The following is a 19,824-nucleotide window of genomic DNA, read 5'->3' as shown; positions in this document are numbered from 1 at the left end:
AATAAGAATCAGCTTAACTTCAACAGAAGTAGGCTGATTCTTTATTTTAAACGTTATCTATTAATCTCAACAATCTGATTTCGTCCGGCATTTTTTGCTTGATATAAGGCTTTGTCCACAGATTCGAATAAATCATTTAGTTGATTGGTCAGGCTTTCTGTATATTGAGCTGCAAAATTACTAATGGACAGCAGTCCCATACTAACAGTAATTGATAGGGCATGAGCAACATCCTCTACATGTACTTTATTAGCTTCTATTATAGATTTGATATGCTTTGCCAAGTGGTTTGCTTGTGTTTGATCTGTATTTGGCAAATAAATGATAAATTCTTCTCCGCCATAACGCGCCAGAATATCTGTCTCCCTCAGCGTTTTTTTAATTACCTCTACCGTGCTGCAAATAACTACATCGCCAATCAAATGGCCGTAATTGTCATTCACTGTTTTGAAAAAGTCGATATCCAGAAGAATGATAGCAAAAGGCTGCTTGAGTTTCATATTTTCTATGATTTCATGCTCTAAGTGTAACGTTAAGTAATGACGATTATAACAACCGGTTAAGCTGTCCGTTATGGCCATCTGCTTAAGTTTTTGGTTGGTCTGAGATAGTTCATTCTGGATTTCAGTTAATGCAGCATTACGCTCTTGCAGGGTCTCGTTCTGGTGATTGGTCTCGGCTATGAGGCGATGCAGCTCGCTTCTGTCCTGAAAAGTAAGAATGCGTCCAACCCTGATTCCACCTACCACAATCGGCGCGGCAGTAATGTTAATGTATGCATTGAGTGAGGTGTAGAATAGTTCAACCTCGGTTCTCTCCATGGGCTGGTTCAAGTATGTATGAAGGAATAAATCGAAAGCTCCGGAAGTTTGCTCCATGGGTGCGATGGTCGACACGTCAAAGCGAGCACCGGTTTGTAGATTGATTCTTGGGAAAAGCGAGCGATTGATTTCTACTACAGTCTCACTATCATCCAGTACAAGAATTCCTTCTGTAATGGTGTCAATGATATCCTGATGGGCGATGGTTACGAGATCAAATATTTTATCCCGATGAATAGCAATTACGAAAAAAATTGCCGAGATTAAGATCCCCAGAGAGGTCAGCCCCGGAATAACTGGATCAGATTTAAGCAACACCACATTAAGAAAAACATCCAATAATATAAATACCGTTAGCACCAGCACCCCTTTGAGCACATGAGCAACCTGTTTTTTGATCCGCTGTGTAGTGTTTGAGACTAGGGCTGAATAGATGATATACAGAGAAATCATTACGCTGGTGGTTAAGAAGATAATAAGCAGCCAAAAAATCGGACCATAATATCTTTCGATATATCCGCCGTTCATAGGGAGAACAAAATTTCCGTTTGGATTAGCGATCACTACTACTATGATCAATGCTGCGAGAATGTATAGGATCAGCGTGTTCTTTTTTCGAAGGAGATGTGAATTTCCAGTGAGAAGTATCGTAAAAAGAAGCCAGCCAATCGTTAACAGAACCGAGTCGATAAATGCGAGCTTCACATAAAACAATTGAAACCTGGGATTGTCGGTTGTTTTGATAGCAAATTGACAGAAGGGCCATAACATCATAGTAAAATGAAATACTAAGTATGCTTTATGTAGGTTAGTGATGGTTACAGACGCAAATATGTAGATGAACAAAGCGAACAAAACAAAAAATAATAATAAATCAATCCATGTCATGATATTCATTTCAGTGACACCTTCTCCCACCCGGTTAACAGTTCTTTCATGTTACCTTGAATTTTAATCGTTTGCCATATGATCATTTGTTCTATGAGAACGGCTATTTGTTTAAGAGTGTTTCAACATATTCCTTCAAAATCCTCTATTTGTAAGCGTGGTTTTGCAAATTTTAAGGATGAGTTTCTCGACAAACTGGGGTTGGACAGAATGATTAGCTTTTTTAACCTTAACTTGTGTTATAATCAAACAAACAATTTAAAGAGGAAATTATAGTTAAGGGGGATTTGTAAGTGGAAATAGGAATAAGCACGTTCGTAGAAACAACACCGGATGTCCAGACAGGTGAAGTGATAAGTCATGCGCAGCGTTTGCGCGAGGTCGTAGAGGAGATTGTGCTTGCAGATCAGGTGGGTTTAGATATATTTGGCGTGGGCGAACATCATCGTAAAGATTATGCGGCTTCTTCTCCAGCAGTTTTGCTGGCTGCGGCGGCCTCACAGACGACACGGATTCGGCTAACCAGTGCGGTTACAGTACTTTCCTCTGATGACCCAGTACGTGTGTTTCAGGATTTCGCTACCCTTGATGGAATCTCAAATGGACGCGCAGAGATCATGGCAGGCCGGGGTTCTTTTATCGAGTCGTTCCCGCTGTTTGGGTATGATTTGAATCATTATGATGAGCTGTTCGATGAGAAGCTGGACTTGCTGCTCAAAATACGGGAATCCGAAAAAATAACCTGGAGCGGCGTGCACCGTCCTGCCATTAATAATCTGGGGATTTATCCGCGTCCCGTGCAGAATCCTTTGCCAGTATGGATTGGCAGCGGAGGAAATACAGAATCCGTAATTCGTGCAGGTCTACTAGGATTACCGCTTGTGCTGGCTATCATTGGCGGCAGTCCGCTACAGTTTGCTCCGCTCGTGAAGCTCTATAAGAAGGCTGCGGCGCAAGCGGGACATGATGTGTCGAAGCTGCCCGTTGCTTCACACTCACACGGCTTCATTGCAGAGGATAATCAGCAGGCTGCGGATATGTTCTTCCCTTCTACGCAAGCTAGTATGAATGTTATTGGCCGGGAACGCGGATGGGGTCAATACACCCGTGCAAGCTATGATGCGGCACGTAGATTTGAAGGTGCCTTGTACGTAGGTGACCCAGAGACCGTTGCTGAGAAAATCATTCACCTGCGCAAGCAAGTAGGCATCACACGTTTTATGCTGCATGTGCCGCTTGGCACAATGCCTCATAAGGATGTAATGAGAGCCATTGAGCTATTGGGTACCCAAGTAGCACCCATTGTTCGCGCTGAGATATCGAGATGGGAAGCAGAGGTTGAAGCTAAGTAGTAACTATGATCTTACTTAATTATTGAAGCTGTTGATAATGGAGGGGGAGATGGATATGACAGAGCACACTATAGCGAGCAGACTCGAAGTATTAGGAGTTGTCCTGCCTGAGGCTAGTGAACCGGCGGCAAAATACGCTAACTACGTAATTGTTAATGGTTTATGTTTTGTGTCGGGAAAAGGACCAGCGGGCCATCCCAAAGGAAAGCTGGGACAAGACTACACTACCGAAGAAGGCTACCATTTTGCACGTTTAACGGGTATAGAGATCCTTGCCGTCCTTAAGACAGCTTTAGGTTCTTTGGACAAAGTGAAAAGAGTAGTCAAAATTCAAGGCTTCGTTAATGCAGATCCCCTTTTTGAAGAACATCATAAAGTGCTTAATGGTTGTTCAGATTTAATGCTTGAGGTGTTCGGAGACAAGGGTGTTCATGCTCGTTCTGTATTGGGTGCTGTTTCCGTAAGGGATAATCTACCGATCATTATTGATTCCATTTTTGAAGTTGAGGAACCTGTCTAGCCGGCTCCATGAGGCATATTTAAAAAGAGGACTATGATACCGAAAGGTGATCGTAGTCCTCTTTTTTTAGGTGCTTATGCCGTAGGTAGATGCTTACCCCAAAATTTGTAACAAAACTAATCACCCTTTTTTTAGTAACAATAGGTGTACATATCAATCAACGAGGTGATGACATCATGAAATTTCAAAAGAAAGCTATGTTACTTTTACTACTTACATCTATGCTCTATACTGCTCCGGCCTATGCGGCGACAACGCCTCAGACTCCGGTTACAGCCGTCTATCTGGATGATCAACAGCTACAATTAGAGGCTCAGCCCTTGCTCGTAAACGATACAGTACTAGTCCCTATGCGCAAGTTATTTGAAGCTCAAGGGGCAAAGATTACTTGGAATAATGATACCAAGACCGTTAAGGCAACCAAGGGAGACCTGGTGCTGACCTATCATATTGGCGATCAAGCAGCGAATAAAAATGGCCATTCCTTAAGCGTAGCCGTTCCCGGCCAGATTGCCGGCGGTTATACGATGATGCCACTGCGTTTTGTCAGCGAAGCTTTGGGCAGCACTGTGAAGTGGGATACTGCTACTCGTGCTGTTCGTATCTACTCGGCAGTGGATTACGATACGACAATTCTATATGGAGTTAATCTGCGAAGTTTGCCAGATTCGTCAGCCCAATCAACGGTTCAGCAAATGTTGTCGGCAGGAGATAAGGTACATGTGGTTAGAGAAGTAGATGCTTTATGGTTAGAAGTGCGAACGCAGGATAACAAGAGTGGATATATCTCTGCTAAACCCAAATATAGCAATTATACGAGTGCTGCTCTTGTAGAGCGGCAGGGAAACGAGCTGCTTGCTTACGGAGAAAAATATCTGGGAACGCCTTATGAATTTGGCGCTGCTACTGACCAGACGTCAACCTTTGACTGTTCTTCTTTTGTAGGACATGTATTTAAGGATATGTTGGCAATTGACCTGCCACGTGTCTCTTACAATCAGGCCAAAGAGGGCAAAGAGGTTGGAATTAACGAGCTGCGCAAGGGGGATCTGTTATTCTTCAGTGCACGTGGACTTGATATTGGACATGTGGCGATTTACGCGGGAAATAATCAGATCCTACATACGTACTCCAAGGAGCTTGGCGTTCATTATGAAGCCTTAAGTGACAAGTGGAAGAAACGTTTGGTGACAGCTCGCAGATTGTTTTAGCTAGGTAATAATTAGGCTATAATTATCACGGTGAAGAAGCATCCGAATACATTTGGGGGATGAAGCAGATTGGCTAAGACCATAGTAGAAAAGTTGAAATCCCCTCTCCATTAAAATTTATCAGGAAAGAACTCCAGCAAGATGTGTGGAAAGCCTTAAACACCCTATCAGAAGCTAATCGTATAGTCACAATTCTCTACTATATCGACAATTACAAGGTTAGGGAAATCGCCGATTTCCTTGATTTATCCAGCGAAGCTGTTGAGAGTAGACTCCGTAGATCAAGAGCGATCTTAAAAAGGGAGATGTTGAGTACAGTGAATAATAATCTTAGTGAAAACAAATTACAGGACGAATTTAAGAAGAGAGTCTTTCAGGATGAAAGAATGACTGAAACGAATTTTCGCCGTGTGGCTATGGGCCAGAGTGAATTTGATGATATTGATATGCATAAGACAAACTTCTCCAATGTAAATATGGAGGGGACCGGATTCGATAATATTAATATGAGCAGTACCACCTTTAATGACATCAATATGCATTCTGTTAAGTTTAATGAAGTGGGGCTGTGGGAAATAGAGGTTAGTAACAGTGAACTAGGAGAGGCTTATTTCCACGATATTCATTTGTACGGCAAAGGCAATAAGTTTGAGCGATGCCAGCTGAACGGGACATCCTTTGTAGATTGTGATCTTTCGAACGTGGATATAAGAGACTGCAATCTTTCAGGCGTCACAGTAAATGGTATTTCATTAGAGCTATTGTTAGACAGCTATAATAAAAGTAAATAAACTATATAAATCATAGATTTAATTGGAAACCACTTCTTTCTAGGAGTGGTTTTTGAGTTTAGGGTATAATGGATGAAGAGTGTACAGCACAACCTATAGGAGTGAAAAATAGATGAAGCGCATCACCATTTTAATTGCGGATGATGAGGCGGAAATTGCCGACTTGGTGGCCTTGCATTTGCAAAAAGAGGGGTATCATATCCTCAAAGTGTCCGATGGAAGGGCAGCGGTACAAGCCATTGAGTCGCAAACGATAGATTTGGCGATTCTGGATATTATGATGCCGGGGCTGGATGGTTACGAGGTAACCCGCCATATTCGGGAGCATCATCATCATCTGCCGATTATTTTTCTGAGTGCTAAAACTTCCGATCTTGATAAAATCACCGGACTGGTTATGGGCGCAGATGATTATATGACTAAACCGTTTAATCCAATGGAGCTGGTCGCCCGGGTTAATTCCCAGTTGCGGCGTTCCATACAATTCAGTCAGCCCGCAGCCATACCTAAATCGGTGCTAGAGGTTCGGGGATTGATGATTTCACCGGATGAGCATACGGTTACTCTTTATGGTGAGGTCATAGAGTTAACTCCAAAAGAGTTTGATATTTTGCATTTATTGGTTAGCCATCCCAAGCAGGTGTTTAGTGCGGAGAGCATTTTTCAACAGGTGTGGGGCGATGCTTATTATGAGAGTGGGAACACGGTCATGGTGCATATCCGTACCTTGCGCAAAAAGCTGGGCGAAGACATCAATAAGAATAAATTCATTAAGACGATCTGGGGCGTTGGATATACTTTTAATGGGTAAAGCCAGTGAAGTTTATATATTTTAAGAAAAACTTTATATTTGTCCCGCCTTTTCTTTAAAGTGTCTTCGTTATTCTATTCCTATCAAGGAAATGGGAGGACATTGCTGATGAAGAAGTGGGGCTTTTTGGCGTTGGTTGTGTTGTTGCTTGGGTATGCAGCGGCTCGTTATTTACCGAATACGGGCAATTTAGGATACGATGATAAGATCCGCAGAGGATCTATTACAAATAACAATAGTTTAGAGGTGGTAACACAAGATCAGGTGTATCAAGGGGATTTGTTGTTGGTGAATAGACAATACCCGGTACATGAGGATAGTGTGAAGCCTGATATCGTGACCTTATATGAGCAGGCGGATCTGGTGCAGGGTTATGGACTGCTGGATACCTCGATTCGTTTGTCTGAAAGTGTAGCGCATAAATTCAATAAGATGGTCAAAGCTGCCGAAAAAGAGGGTGTGAATCATTTTTTAATTAGCAGCGGGTACAGGGACTTTGAAGAGCAAGAGAAATTATATCAGGAAAAAGGCTCGGACTATGCTTTACCGGCGCAATATAGTGAACATAATTTAGGATTATCTCTGGATATCGGGTCGTCCCAAGCAGAAATGAGTAAAGCGCCTGAAGGAAAATGGCTGCAAAAAAATGCTTGGAAATACGGCTTTATTCTCCGCTATCCGAAAGACAAAACCGAGATTACGGGGATAAAATATGAACCCTGGCATTTCCGTTATGTAGGGTTGCCGCACAGCGCCATTATTCATGAGAAAGGGCTTGTGTTAGAGCAATATTTGGATTTCTTGAAGGAGAACAAAGAGATTTCGACAACAGTAGACGGTAAAGCTTATACAGTAAGTTATTTTCCGGTATCCAAATACACTACGATCAAAATTCCACAGGAAGGGCAATATATGACTTCAGGCGATAACATGGATGGCATAATTGTTACTACATATTAATGACTAAAGAGCCGAAAAAAAAGTCTGCTATAAACCTTTTGCTGGCAGCGATATTTATCGTCTATATGTATTTTTTAATCCGAATTATTTTATTTAAAGGTGCACCGGTTAACTTATTATCGCTTTTGGATCAAGCGGGACGTATGTTTGAACATCCAGACAGGATTTTTAATCGGCGTGGCAACTATATCCCTTTTAAGGAGATCTCACGGGGGATGGGCAATCTGTCACTTTCAGATCCTTTTTCATCTATTAATTTAGTAGGGAATCTGTTGGCCTTTATTCCATTTGGGATCTTGGTGCCTATGCTGTTATCGCAAAAAGTAAGGCTGTTTCAAAGAGTCTTCTTTCTCTCACTGGCGCTGAGCTTCTGTTTTGAATTCACGCAATTAGTATTGTATATCGGTACCTTTGATGTGGATGATCTTATTTTGAACACTAGCGGTGGGGTGGTTGGTTACTGTATCTATAGACTGTTGACTTCTTTCGGATGGATTGCATCTATATCAAAGCGGTGTTAGTATTTGTGGATATAGATCTAGGGTAGAAGGGGCATCGTATGAAAAAGCGTATTTCGGATATTGTTTCCATCATTGTAGGAGCTTTGTTATTCTCCTTGGCCGTTAATTTGTTTGTAATTCCAAACGAGTTCGGTGAAGGCGGGGTCACGGGACTGACTATGATTACTTACTATTTGTATCAGTGGTCACCCGGTATTGTTAGTTTGATTCTTAACGCTTTATTATTAATTGTGGGGTACAAATTTCTAGACAAAACTACGACGGTATACACGATTATTGCGGTGTTTTTCAATTCGTTATTCCTGATTCTTACGAAAAATTGGAATATTGGCAGTGATGAGTTGATAATTAATGCAATATTCGGGGGTATCTTCTCAGGTGTGGGTATCGGGCTGATTATACGAGTGGGTGGAACGACTGCAGGGTCAACCATCATCGCCAGAATCCTACATAAATATTTGGACTGGAACGTTAGTTACGCGCTACTGCTCGTCGATTTAATTGTGGTGTTCGCTTCGTATTTCATCATTGGAGTACAAAGTCTGATGTTTACGATCGTGATGCTCTATGTAGCCACTAAGATAATGGACTTCATTATTGAGGGAGTGAACCCTAAGAAGGCTGTTACGATTGTATCCCAAGAGCAGGACAAAATTGCTGAACAGGTTAATGGAATTATGGATAGAGGCGTCACAGTAATATATGGCCGTGGGTACTATACCAAGACACCTAAAGAGCTGCTGTATATTGTGATTAGCAAGCAGGAAGTGACTATGCTTAAGAAAATCGTCAAATCCATTGATAAAGAGGCATTTATTACCATACACGATGTAAGAGATGTATTCGGAGAAGGTTTTGTGGAGCTGTCAAAATAATAAGATAAAAAGCTATCCCGGAAGCTATAATGGCTGCTTGGATAGTTTTTTTGATTTTGGGTACGTTATTGTGATGGATATCATTGCAATTATTGGTTCGTTCACATTTTTTCAATTTCCCGTGTGATTGAACGCACACTATGGCATGCGAAGCTTCTATATGCTTTTTATAGAGGAATTAATTTATTGCAGGAAAGAGGGTATTTAGATGTTAGATCAACAAACAATTGAAATCATAAAATCAACGGTGCCTGTCTTGCAGGTTCATGGGAAGACCATCACAACTACTTTCTATCGCATGTTATTTGAAAATCATCCGCAGTTACTAAATATATTTAATCACGCCAACCAACGGGAAGGTAAACAGCAGACTGCACTTGCTAACGCCGTACTCGCGGCGGCAATGAATATTGATCAGCTAGGAAATATCTTGCCTGTGGTAAAACAGATTGCGGAGAAACATCGGGCATTGGGAGTATTACCTGAACATTATCCCATCGTAGGTGAGACTTTGTTAGCTGCTATTGGGCAAGTACTTGGCGATGCGGCGACGCCAGAAATTATTGATGCTTGGGCAAAGGCGTATGGCGTGATCGCAGATGCCTTTATTGGTGTCGAAGCAGAGAAGTATCGTGAGGCTGCCGAAATTCCCGGGGGTTGGAGTGGATTTAGAAACTTTGTGGTTACTAAGAAGGTTAAAGAAAGTGAACTTATTACTTCCTTCTACCTTTCTCCTGAGGACGGAGGGGCTATAGCTTCTTACTTGCCGGGTCAATACATCACGGTTCGTGTTCAGCCTGAGGACGAGGAATACACCCATGTTCGCCACTATAGTTTGTCCAGTGCGCCGGGACAGTCGTATTACCGCATCACAGTTAAACGGGAAGGTGAGGGGCCCGATAAACCGGCTGGTGTCGTATCTACTTTCCTTCATGATGTTGTTCAAGTGGGAGCTATATTGGAAGTGAGCTCGCCAGCGGGTGATTTCGTACTAAATAAAGATAGTGATCGTCCAGTGGTTCTTATCAGTGGTGGGGTTGGACTAACCCCTATGGTAAGTATGCTGGAGACGTTAATTGCTACGCAGCCAGAACGAGAGGTAACGTACATTCATGCAGCCATCAATGGAAGCTTGCATGCTATGAAAGAAATGGTGGCGGATTTAGAGCAGTCCCATCCTACCCTACGATCCTATGTATGTTATGAAACCCCAAGTGAAGGAGATACGTTCCATAAAACAGGTTATATTGATCTAGCTTGCCTGCAAGAAGTAACAGACGTAAACTCTGAATTCTATTTCTGCGGACCGACTCCTTTTATGAAGGCGATATATAAGGCTCTTAAGGAATGGAAGGTGGCTGAAGACAGAATTCATTATGAATTCTTCGGCCCGGCTGGAAGTTTGGAAGCATAAGCTGTAAAACCAAAAGAGCGTCCCAGTCCTAATGACTGTGACGCTCTTTTTTACAATAGAAGTTTATTTGAAGGCAGCGAATGGGTTAGTTCCCTTTGGTAATATTGAACTGAAATTAAAGGTGTACGTAGGAATTCCAGCCGCATAAGGGGCAATTTCATACTGTTGGTAGAAGATTGCAAGGCCACTCTCGGAAACGTAGAAGTTTGGTTTTTCTGTTAGTCCGCCAGGTGTATCTGGAAAAGCTAGCTCCTTGGTGCTTTCCTTCAACATTTTATCTAATTTTTGTTTGTAGTTTGGCTCTGCCTTCAGCAGGTCCTTAAGTTCTATTGGTTTGCCGTCTTTCAGCGAGAAGGTAAATCCTTCACGAAGGGCTCCACCATGAGCTCCACCTGTATAACCATACTGATCCGTCACTAAGCTTAGTACACCTTCACGGTTAAAGGAGACAACAAAAGTTTGAGAGAAGTCATATTTATTCTCTATAGTGCCATCTCTATGACTAGCCTGTTCTTCGCTCTCTGCGACGAATTGTTCAGCTTGCTTTTTGAAGATTGCATTAATCTTAGTTTGTACTTCATCTGTTAAGCCGCTGATTTTTGGATATTGCACTTTGATACTAGCATTTTTATTACTCTTATCTAAGGTTTCAGAGGTAATTTTGATGTCATTCATTACTTTTTTACTTAGATCAAGTGATTTCAATGAAGGATTATAAACGCCTTGCACTCCTAAATAGTCAGACAAGAGTTTGAATGGAACATAAATCCGGTCGTTGATGACCTTCACATCATGACTGCCGGTCATGCTATAAATGTAATAGCCATTCAGGGTTGTACTAACACCGTAATCTGAGACCTCCATGTCCAGCTTCATGGAATCGCTGCCCACACTATAAGTTTTAGTGCTTGCATTATAGTTAATGGAAAGGCCAAAAGCATCCCGTAGTACAGTTAAAGGGATCATGGTATTGCCGTTTACTATTTTCGCTTGCTGCGATAAGGTCTGGCCTTTATATTTAAGCACTACAGAGGGTTGCTGTGCGGCTTGTTTTACCGTATTTCCTCCGGTAGTTGCGGCTTGAACTGAAGTTCCTCCTACTAGTCCCGACCCTCCAAGCAATACTCCAGCAGCCAAGATGGCTGAGGTCCATTTCATACTTTTATTCATAACTTAATCTCTCCTTCCCAAGGATGGGCTTATGTAGTTGCAATATGATATTTTTTCCTCTATCACTCCTACAATTATACCTAGGTCCTAAATAGATTTGATTACAAAGGCGGTTACAGTGTTGTTGCATAGATATGCAAAAGGTATATACTTTTTAACCATTTTGTACGATTAAGACACTAGCATTAAGAATGTAAAGTAATTACGGTGAGCTCGGGGCGACAATTAAAACGAACAGGCATACGAGTTACTCCTATCCCGCGAGTGGTGTAGACCTGAAGTTGGCTGTTGGGCAGTTGATATAATCCACTTGAATATTTACTTCCGTGAGGCGGGGTATATAAAGCTCCGACAAAGGGAAGCCGCACTTGGCCTCCGTGGCTATGGCCAGACAATTGCAGATCTATAGGCAGCTTGCAAAAGTCATCGGCGAAATCAGGTTCATGGGCAAGGAGAATTGTGCAAGCCTCTTCCGGGATATGAAGCAGCGCTTGGGCAATGTCTGCTTTTCCGACCCAAGGATCATCTATTCCGGCAATATAGAGCTTGTCCGTACCTTGGGTTAAGACGATATGTTCATTATGGAGCACGTGGAAGCCCGATTGTGTTAGCCCTTTCGTTACAACCTTTCTGGTCCCAAAAGCATCATGATTGCCTAATACTGCATATTGTCCAAAAGGAGCCCGCAACTGAGAGCACAAGGCTACGGCTTCTGAAATATAATCGGCTGAATGATCTAATAAATCGCCGGTGAAACAGATCAGATCTGGATTTACATGTTGAATTTGCTGCGCTAACTCCGTTAAAGCTTGCGGCTTGGAATATACCCCCTGATGTAAATCACTAAAATGAACGATACGAAATCTATCGAAGGCTGGAGGAAGTCTAGGAAGTGTAATGTCTACATATTTGATTTCCAGCCAGTAGGGTTCGATCCAATGTGAATAGATGCCGGATGCACCGGCTGTCCCAAGAAGCCCTAGAGTTACTTGAGCGCTTTTCTGTAGAAATTGTCGTCTGCTAATAGTATTCATAAACAAATCATACGTGGGGATTGTTACTCTACTATGACAATATTCATTTAATAACCCATTGTGACGATAAAACTACATATACATTTTTTTATATGGGAGATGAAGAGATGAGTATTATCGATGCCTTAGTCCTCGCAGCACCTTATTTCAAAAAGATTCACTCGCAGGATATTATGATTGGAATCACGGACAGGGAGATCTTCCATTATTACGCACCAAGTAAAGTTATTGATCTCGGATTGGTTAAGGGTAACCCTATCCCTCCTGAAGATCTGTCGCTTTCAAATGGACTGAAAGGTATAGCAAGCTCTAACCGAATCCCAGCAGAAATTTATGGAGCTCCTGTAATCTCAACATGTGTACCTATCTACGGAACGGATGATGATGTAATCGGGGTTTTTGCCATTGCCTATACACTAGAGAACGAGAATAAGCTTGAAGGATTCACAGATGAGATTAATGAGATAAGCAGTCATCTAATGGAGATGGTGCAGAGCGTAGCTGCCCAATCTCAGGAATTATCAGCTACTTCGCAGCAAATATTAGATAATACGCGTAGAGCCGTAACGGAATCACAAGAAGTGAATAAGGTTGCCGGCTTCATTCGTGAGATTTCTGAGCAGACGAACCTGCTTGGGCTGAATGCGGCAATCGAAGCCGCGCGTGTAGGAGAGCAAGGGGCAGGTTTTGGGGTGGTTGCTACGGAAGTACGCAAACTATCCGTTAACACTAAAGAAGCAACCCATAATATTGAAAAATCACTGAGTGATGTTCAAAAGTCCATTAAGCAAATGGAGCAAGAAATTGAAGCGATCTCTGCTTCTTCACACTCACAAGCAGAATTGGTCACTGAATTCAGCGGTGTCATTGAGCGCCTGAATAAAGCGAGTAATGAAATGACGTCCTTTATGCAATCCATTATCCAGTAGATAGTGAATGCATAAGATTACTTCACCCAAACCATGCTAGAAGAGAACAGGCGCATTTCAGAAGGGAGCGTATTTCATTTATGAAACAACCCGATTCCAGTCTGCAAGCGAATGACAATGTAACTCAAGCCAAAAATTCTTTGGGCAAGCTTCATTTCTCTGTCTCTCAGGCACTTAGTCATCCAACAGAACAGACTTTGGCACAGGCTGAGAACCGCCTGGCACATACTGAGCAGGCGATTCAGCAAGCTCAGGACTGGCTAGGTCCTCAAGGTGTGGAGTTGGCTGAAGAACTGTTGGCCGAGGATAAGAGCAGACTTGCCTCATTGAATAAGCAAGGGAAACGTTCAGAGCGCTAAATGGTCCTGCCGCGACCTGTGAAGCTTCAAGCTTCACGGGTTGTTCTTATGCGCTGTTCCCTGAAAGATGTGGCATAGGAAGAGGGATGTTATACTGGATTGAGAGTTTAAGCAAGGGTTTAGATGGGGGATAAGGGATATGGATGGCAAGCACATCGAAGAATTAACCCGGCAGGCGGAAGTTTTCATTCGACAATGTTACGCTGAACTAGAAAAGTCTGAAGCCGAGACGGATCATCGCATCCTAGCCGTACATGAGGAAATTAACCAATCAGGCAGTTACACACATACAAAGGAAGAATTAGCGCATGGTGCAAGAATGGCCTGGCGCCACAATAGCCGCTGCATTGGGCGTCTTTTTTGGCAATCCATTGAGCTGATCGATGGACGCCAAGCAGAGACTGAGGAACAAGTTGCTGAAGCGTTGCTGCGACATCTGGAAAAGGCGAACAACGGAGGACGTATTCGTTCACTCATCACGGTCTTCCGCAGCGGGGAAGATCCGAATCGGCAGATTCGGATCTGGAACCACCAATTGATTCGTTATGCCGGGTACCCTGGCGATGGAGAACACGAACGCGCTGGCGATCCGGCATCGGATGAATTCACAAAAATATGCCAGCAACTAGGTTGGCAAGGAACGGGTGGCGATTATGATGTGTTGCCGTTAGTGATCAGTATTGGCAACGGGCATCCCTACGTTTTCCCCATTCCTGATCACTTAATTCAGGAGGTACCGTTAACACATCCTGAAATTGAACGTTTTGCTGAGCTTCAGCTTCGTTGGTATTCTGTACCCATTATCGCGGACATGCAGTTGGAAATTGGCGGTATTCTGTACACGGCTGCTCCTTTTAACGGTTGGTACATGGAGACTGAAATCGGCTCGCGTAACTTGGGGGATACCGGACGATACAACACTTTGCCAGCTATAGCTGATGTGATGGGGCTGGATCGCTCCAGCAATACAACGCTTTGGAAGGATAGGGCGCTTCTTGAGCTGAATCGCGCAGTGCTGCATTCCTTCAAGCAAGCAGGTGTCAGCATCGTGGATCACCATACAGCAGCTGATCAATTTGTTCGATTCCAGCAACAGGAGAACGAGCAGGGGCGCAAAGTCTCAGGGCGCTGGTCCTGGCTGATTCCGCCTATGTCACCTTCGTCTACACCGATTTGGCATGATCGTACGTTAAAAGAATATGATTTCAGCCCTCGTTTTCTTTATCAACAATCACCCGTGGCAACCTGCCCATTTCACTAGCAGACGAAGGCAGTATAGGTCGCAACTTGAATCTGGATAGAGGCATTTTCCTTGGAGATGTCTCTTTTTGTTTGACTATAGAAAAAGCGCCAAGTTCCCCTCCTAAGGAAACTGGCGCTTTTTAGGCTTTTAAATGATCCAGAAAAATTTGTTTAAGCAGCTCAAGCTGATCGTCGGAGTCTAGATCCGATTCCAGCAGGAGAATATTTTTTTTCATCGTTAGTTTTCTGGAAAAGAGGGCAAAGCTATTCATGAGCGTAATTAAGGTCTCTTTTACGGGGAGACCCGCACGAATAGAACCGTCTTCTACCCCATTTTGAATGATTCTGGAATATTCATGCCAAATTTTGCGGTTGAGTGCATTGAAACTCAGAACATCCTCAACAGGCTCACTTGAGTGTGAGGCGTAGCTTTCGAAATTGACCATAAAAATAATACTTAGATGATTTTGATCCTGAATAAAGAAATCAAATAATTTCTCGATTTGTTCAAGACAAGTAAGGGGCAAGTCCGCTACGTATTTAAAATGATCGAGCATAGGCTCCAGCATTCGGGTGGCTACAGCCACTATGAGCTTTTCTTTTCTGGGAAAATAGCGAAATAACGTCGCAATCCCGATGTTGGCTTCGCTTGCGACATCTTGCATCGTCGACTTTTCGATTCCTTTTTGTGAAAATACTCGTTCTGCGGATTCGAGGATCGTAATTAATCGTTGCTGCTTACCTTCGGATCGTTCTTTTTCATATCGTGTTTTAGGATTCATGAGGGCTAGACCCTTCCATTTTTTGATTGGGATTTTCAATTATTAGTATTATATCCACCGTTTATTGGATTAAGCAAGGAGTAGTTGTAGTTCTTTTACAAAAATGATATGATGTATATCACAGTGATAGTGTGACTATCATCACTCAAATATTATATCACAATACGATTATAGAGGAGACCTAATTATGAATCGTCTAACTAATAAAGTAGCAATTATTACAGGTGCAGGCAGTGGCATGGGCCGTGAAGAAGCCCTTTTATTGTCCAAAGAGGGCGCTACAGTTGTGGCAACTGATATTAACGAGGCTGCCGTACAAGCAGTTGTGAAGGAAATTGAAGCAAATGGTGGACAAGCAGCAGCTTATGCACATAATGTGGCTTCCGAAGAAGACTGGATCAAGGTTGTAGAAGATGTGATTAGCAAGTTCGGGAAAATCGACATTTTGGTAAACAATGCAGGGATCTCATTCCCGGTTCAATTGCTCGAATCCACTGTTGATCAATGGAACAAAGTAATGAACATCAACGTGAGCAGCGTATTCCTTGGCATGAAGCATGTTGTTCCTCAAATGAAGAATAATAAAGGTGGTTCTATCGTTAATATTTCATCCATCGCAGGTTTGACTGGCAGCAGCGGTGCTGGTGCTTATACAGCTTCTAAAGGTGCAGTTCGTATGCTAAGTAAAGCAGCAGCTGTAGACTTTGGTAAAGATAACATTCGTGTGAACTCTGTTCACCCAGGATTTATCGAAACCCCAATGAGTGCTGAATTTGTAAATAACGAAAAAATGCATAGCTTCTTTATGTCTCAGACTGCGCTGCCACGTGTTGGTCGTGCTTCTGAAGTAGCTGAAGCTGTATTGTTCTTGGCTTCTGATGAAGCTTCTTACATTACAGGTGTTGAGCTGCCGGTTGATGGCGGAGTCGTAGCTAAATAATAATCTTTAATTAAGAAACACTAAGAAGCCGTCCCATACGTAGATTTTCTCTACGCGCGGGACGGCTTCTTTTGCTGGTTTAGGCCCATTTCTACCGAACATTAGCCTACACCCCTGCATACCATATAGCACTCGGATAGTAGGAGAAGGGTGTGGTGCAGAGATGGGCATCCAGTTAACAGCGCTCCATTATGTATATCTGGCATTTATCATATTTATAATGGCACTTCTGATCAAGAGACGGGACACAACGATGATCTGTATTGCGGGCATCTTTGTACTTGGGTGGTTAGCCACGGAAACCGTCAGTGGTTCAGTCACAGGTGTATTCAACTCTTTTGTATATGCTACCAAGGAGCTAATGGGTACGATCATGATTATTTCGATCATAGTAGCCATGAGCCGGGTATTAACACGCACGGGGATTAACGAGATCATGGTTGCTCCACTTACCCGCTTTTTGCGCACACCGTTCATAGCCTTTTGGGGGATCGGTCTGATTATGATGGTCACCTCATGGTTCTTCTGGCCTTCACCCGCAGTGGCCTTGATCGGGGTTGTGCTGCTGCCGGTTGCCATTCGAGTGGGACTGCCTGCTCTTGGAGCGGCGATGGCAATGAATTTATTTGGCCACGGGATTGCACTCTCAGGTGATTATATTATTCAAGGTGCGCCTAAATTAACAGCAGATGCGGCAGGACTTCCAGTGACCAGTGTCATGGAGGCGAGTGTTCCGCTTGTAATTGTTATGGGCGTGGTGACTACGATAACGGCGTATTGGATGATGCGCAGAGATCAGAAGAAGGGAACTTGGCGAGACGGGCTTATTGCCGGGAAAAGTGCCGGGAGTGCGTTATCTGCAGAGAATGATACGGCAGAGGATCCAGCGGTGATTCATCCAGCATTGAAAAAATGGCTGGCCATCGCCATTCCCATCCTGTTTTTAGCCGATGTAGCAGGCATGTTCCTGCTCGATTTGCAGGGTGGAGACGCAACTGCCTTAGTTGGTGGTACTGCGGTATTCATTCTGGTTGTAGTCACCTTGTTGGCACATCGTAATAAAGGATTGGAGCAAGTAACCTCTTATCTGATTGATGGACTTACGTTTGGCTTCAAAGTATTTGGTCCTGTGATACCGATTGCCGCTTTTTTCTATCTGGGGGATTCGGCGTTTGCTGAATTATTCGGCAAAGTGCTGCCCGCCGCATCTCAGGGGATTGTAAATGATCTAGGGGTCGCTCTAGCTCATAACGTCCCTCTGAACGGCGCTGTGGGTGCAGTAACCGCGACCATAACCGGAGCCATTACAGGCCTAGATGGTTCAGGGTTCTCGGGCATTTCACTTGCCGGGTCCATTGGGAAATTGTTTGCGGTGGCCACACATTCCGATGCGGCGACTTTAACTGCGCTGGGTCAGGTAGCTGCAATTTGGGTAGGTGGAGGCACGCTGATTCCGTGGGCATTGATTCCGGCCGCCGCTATTTGCGGAGTAAGCCCCTTTGAGCTGGCGAGACGGAATGTTAAGCCTGTATTGATTGGGCTGGTAGTCACGACGATTGTCGCCATGTTTCTGGTGTAGAGGTTGGATAACTATAGGAAACCAAAAAAAGGCTGCCGAGAGAATCTCGGGCAGCCTTTGGGTGTGTTTAATGTATCCCTTTCATGAAATTCTGAATTTTGGAAGAGAATAGGAAGAGGACAAGCGCAAGGAGAAGGGCCACTCCGCCAATTACTCCAAAATACATCATTTCGGTATCCGGGGTATAGAACTTCACAATCTGAGCATTAATTGCTTGGGCAGCGGCATTCGATAAGAACCACATACTCATCATTTGAGCGGTAAAAGCCGCCGGTGCCAGTTTGGTCGTTGCTGATAAACCCACAGGGGACAAGCATAACTCCCCGATTACGATGATAAAATAGCTGAGTACCAGCCATAATGGATTCACAAGTGAATTAGCTCCACCGAAATAAGCAGGTACTAGAATCACCAGGAAGGATAAACCGGCAAACAATAAACCAAGCGAGAACTTTTGCGGAATCGAGGGTTGACGGTTACCGAGCTTTAACCACAACCAGGCAAATATAGGTGCAAGAGTGATAATAAACAGCGGGTTAAGCGATTGGAACCAAGCAGGAGAAATGTGTAAGCCTGCAAAATCCAATTGGGTCCGTTTATCAGCGAAACTAGCTAGAACTGTGGAAGTCTGCTCTTGAATCGCCCAGAACATAATCGATGCGATAAATAAAGGAATGTATGCGAGAATTCTTGACCGTTCAACGGCTGTTGTTTTGGGACTGCGGTACATCATAATGAAATACATCGTAGGAATAAGTAAGCCTAATACCCCTACTATTTTTATTAATGTTTCAAAGGTAAGCACTCCGGTAAGAATGCCGATCGTAATCAAAATCGCAAGTACAACTAATCCTACACCAATCCAAGTAAAGATTTTTTTCTTCTGATCTGCAGGAATAGGGTTGTGTACAATCGTACCGGCCAGACCCAGATTTTTTGTGCGAGTCATAATATAAACGACTAGTCCAATAAACATTCCGACTGCGGCAATCGAGAAACCTAGATGGAAATTATTCATGCCTACTGCACCAACAATTAGTGGGGAGAGAAATCCTCCCAGGTTGATGCCCATATAAAAAATGCTGAAGGCAGCGTCACGGCGGTTATCCTGCTCGCTATAAATTTCGCCGACAATACTTGAAACGTTGGGTTTCAGTAGACCCGTTCCGAGTACGATTAAAACCATCGAAGCAAAAAATAATGTGGTATTGCCTGGAATAGCCAGTAGTATATGCCCGAACATGATTAAAACGCCGCCGTAGAAAACAGCCCTCGAAGTTCCGAGAAGCCGATCTGCAAGCCAGCCTCCGATGATCCCTGACATATATACAAGCGATCCATAGATAGACATAATAGAAAGTGCCATATCTTCAGGTAATCCGAGGCCGCCTTGGCTTACTTCATAATACATGTAGTAGACAAGGATAGCTCGCATGCCATAATAAGAGAAACGCTCCCAAAATTCTGTGAAGAAAAGGGTGAAAAGTCCCTTAGGATGTCCGAAGAAACCCTTTTGAGGGACACTATCTACTATTTTTTGCCGGTCTGTTACTGCCATGAATCAAATCCTCCTAGATGACAAATATCTATATATCATGATGCAGACGCCTCTATTTTATTTATAA

The 19,824-nt window shown here is 43.3% G+C and carries 19 protein-coding genes; 14 read left to right on the top strand and 5 right to left on the bottom strand.

What is annotated here, in order from left to right; translation table 11 throughout:
- Positions 1–53: 53 nt before the first annotated feature.
- Positions 54–1,718 carry a diguanylate cyclase gene (locus tag NSQ66_RS29525; protein ID WP_076140617.1) on the bottom strand — a complete coding sequence of 555 codons (1,665 nt, stop codon included), beginning with the start codon at positions 1,716–1,718 and terminating at the stop codon, positions 54–56.
- A gap of 284 nt (positions 1,719–2,002) precedes the next feature.
- Between NSQ66_RS29525 and NSQ66_RS29520 the strand changes: the two genes are divergently transcribed.
- The 9 genes from NSQ66_RS29520 (at position 2,003) to hmpA (ending at position 10,164) form a co-directional block, all read left to right on the top strand.
- Positions 2,003–3,061, top strand: a complete 1,059-nt coding sequence (locus NSQ66_RS29520) for an LLM class flavin-dependent oxidoreductase (RefSeq protein WP_076124143.1) — start codon at positions 2,003–2,005, stop codon at positions 3,059–3,061.
- A 55-nt stretch (positions 3,062–3,116) separates the two neighbouring features.
- Entirely contained in the window at positions 3,117–3,581 is a 465-nt protein-coding gene (locus NSQ66_RS29515; protein ID WP_076140618.1) for a RidA family protein, read from the top strand.
- A gap of 176 nt (positions 3,582–3,757) precedes the next feature.
- The gene (locus tag NSQ66_RS29510) at positions 3,758–4,792 is read left to right on the top strand and encodes a stalk domain-containing protein (protein ID WP_076140620.1); all 1,035 of its coding nucleotides are present in this window, start codon (positions 3,758–3,760) and stop codon (positions 4,790–4,792) included.
- Positions 4,793–5,178: 386 nt separating this feature from the next.
- Positions 5,179–5,583, top strand: coding sequence for a pentapeptide repeat-containing protein (locus NSQ66_RS29505; RefSeq protein WP_141118434.1), 405 nt, complete (start codon positions 5,179–5,181; stop codon positions 5,581–5,583).
- 112 nt (positions 5,584–5,695) lie between these two features.
- The gene (locus tag NSQ66_RS29500; RefSeq protein ID WP_076140624.1) at positions 5,696–6,394 is read left to right on the top strand and encodes a response regulator transcription factor; all 699 of its coding nucleotides are present in this window, start codon (positions 5,696–5,698) and stop codon (positions 6,392–6,394) included.
- A 108-nt stretch (positions 6,395–6,502) separates the two neighbouring features.
- Positions 6,503–7,354 carry a M15 family metallopeptidase gene (locus NSQ66_RS29495; protein WP_076105096.1) on the top strand — a complete coding sequence of 284 codons (852 nt, stop codon included), beginning with the start codon at positions 6,503–6,505 and terminating at the stop codon, positions 7,352–7,354.
- Positions 7,354–7,875 (top strand): VanZ family protein, encoded by a 522-nt coding sequence (locus NSQ66_RS29490; RefSeq protein WP_076140625.1) that lies wholly within the window; start codon positions 7,354–7,356, stop codon positions 7,873–7,875. The genes NSQ66_RS29495 and NSQ66_RS29490 overlap by 1 nt, the downstream gene beginning before the upstream one ends.
- Positions 7,876–7,913: 38 nt before the next feature.
- Entirely contained in the window at positions 7,914–8,750 is an 837-nt protein-coding gene (locus tag NSQ66_RS29485; RefSeq protein ID WP_036682251.1) for a YitT family protein, read from the top strand.
- A 208-nt stretch (positions 8,751–8,958) separates the two neighbouring features.
- A complete protein-coding gene (gene hmpA / locus NSQ66_RS29480) occupies positions 8,959–10,164 on the top strand; it encodes an NO-inducible flavohemoprotein (protein ID WP_076140627.1) in 1,206 nt (401 codons plus the stop codon).
- Between the two features lie 63 nt (positions 10,165–10,227).
- On the opposite strand, the gene NSQ66_RS29475 is transcribed toward hmpA, so the two are convergent.
- On the bottom strand, positions 10,228–11,334 hold the full coding sequence (locus NSQ66_RS29475; RefSeq protein ID WP_076132759.1) for a DUF4163 domain-containing protein: 1,107 nt from the start codon (positions 11,332–11,334) through the stop codon (positions 10,228–10,230).
- 185 nt (positions 11,335–11,519) lie between these two features.
- Positions 11,520–12,368, bottom strand: coding sequence for a metallophosphoesterase (locus NSQ66_RS29470; RefSeq protein WP_036682246.1), 849 nt, complete (start codon positions 12,366–12,368; stop codon positions 11,520–11,522).
- A 107-nt stretch (positions 12,369–12,475) separates the two neighbouring features.
- Between NSQ66_RS29470 and NSQ66_RS29465 the strand changes: the two genes are divergently transcribed.
- The 3 genes from NSQ66_RS29465 (at position 12,476) to NSQ66_RS29455 (ending at position 14,917) form a co-directional block, all read left to right on the top strand.
- Positions 12,476–13,297: a methyl-accepting chemotaxis protein gene (locus NSQ66_RS29465; protein WP_036682244.1), complete on the top strand. Its 822-nt coding sequence runs from the start codon at positions 12,476–12,478 to the stop codon at positions 13,295–13,297.
- Positions 13,298–13,377: 80 nt separating this feature from the next.
- Complete coding sequence (locus NSQ66_RS29460; RefSeq protein ID WP_076140629.1) at positions 13,378–13,656, top strand: hypothetical protein; 279 nt, start codon at positions 13,378–13,380, stop codon at positions 13,654–13,656.
- A 139-nt stretch (positions 13,657–13,795) separates the two neighbouring features.
- On the top strand, positions 13,796–14,917 hold the full coding sequence (locus NSQ66_RS29455; protein WP_076140631.1) for a nitric oxide synthase oxygenase: 1,122 nt from the start codon (positions 13,796–13,798) through the stop codon (positions 14,915–14,917).
- A gap of 121 nt (positions 14,918–15,038) precedes the next feature.
- Here NSQ66_RS29455 and NSQ66_RS29450 read toward each other — a convergent pair whose 3' ends face one another.
- Positions 15,039–15,680 carry a helix-turn-helix domain-containing protein gene (locus tag NSQ66_RS29450; protein WP_036682238.1) on the bottom strand — a complete coding sequence of 214 codons (642 nt, stop codon included), beginning with the start codon at positions 15,678–15,680 and terminating at the stop codon, positions 15,039–15,041.
- A 187-nt stretch (positions 15,681–15,867) separates the two neighbouring features.
- On the opposite strand from NSQ66_RS29450, the gene NSQ66_RS29445 reads away from it, so the two are divergent.
- Together NSQ66_RS29445 and NSQ66_RS29440 are read left to right on the top strand one after the other, a co-directional pair.
- Positions 15,868–16,620: an SDR family NAD(P)-dependent oxidoreductase gene (locus NSQ66_RS29445; protein WP_038573803.1), complete on the top strand. Its 753-nt coding sequence runs from the start codon at positions 15,868–15,870 to the stop codon at positions 16,618–16,620.
- Positions 16,621–16,783: 163 nt separating this feature from the next.
- The gene (locus NSQ66_RS29440; RefSeq protein ID WP_038573800.1) at positions 16,784–18,199 is read left to right on the top strand and encodes a hypothetical protein; all 1,416 of its coding nucleotides are present in this window, start codon (positions 16,784–16,786) and stop codon (positions 18,197–18,199) included.
- Between the two features lie 67 nt (positions 18,200–18,266).
- Here NSQ66_RS29440 and NSQ66_RS29435 read toward each other — a convergent pair whose 3' ends face one another.
- Positions 18,267–19,757, bottom strand: coding sequence for a peptide MFS transporter (locus NSQ66_RS29435; RefSeq protein ID WP_038573797.1), 1,491 nt, complete (start codon positions 19,755–19,757; stop codon positions 18,267–18,269).
- Positions 19,758–19,824 lie beyond the last annotated feature (67 nt).

Origin of the sequence: Paenibacillus sp. FSL H3-0329 (assembly GCF_037963285.1) — a bacterium.
Taxonomy (GTDB): domain Bacteria; phylum Bacillota; class Bacilli; order Paenibacillales; family Paenibacillaceae; genus Paenibacillus_AQ; species Paenibacillus_AQ odorifer.
The sequence above is the reverse complement of the archived record's forward strand: the minus strand, read 5'-3'. Positions and strand labels throughout refer to the sequence as shown.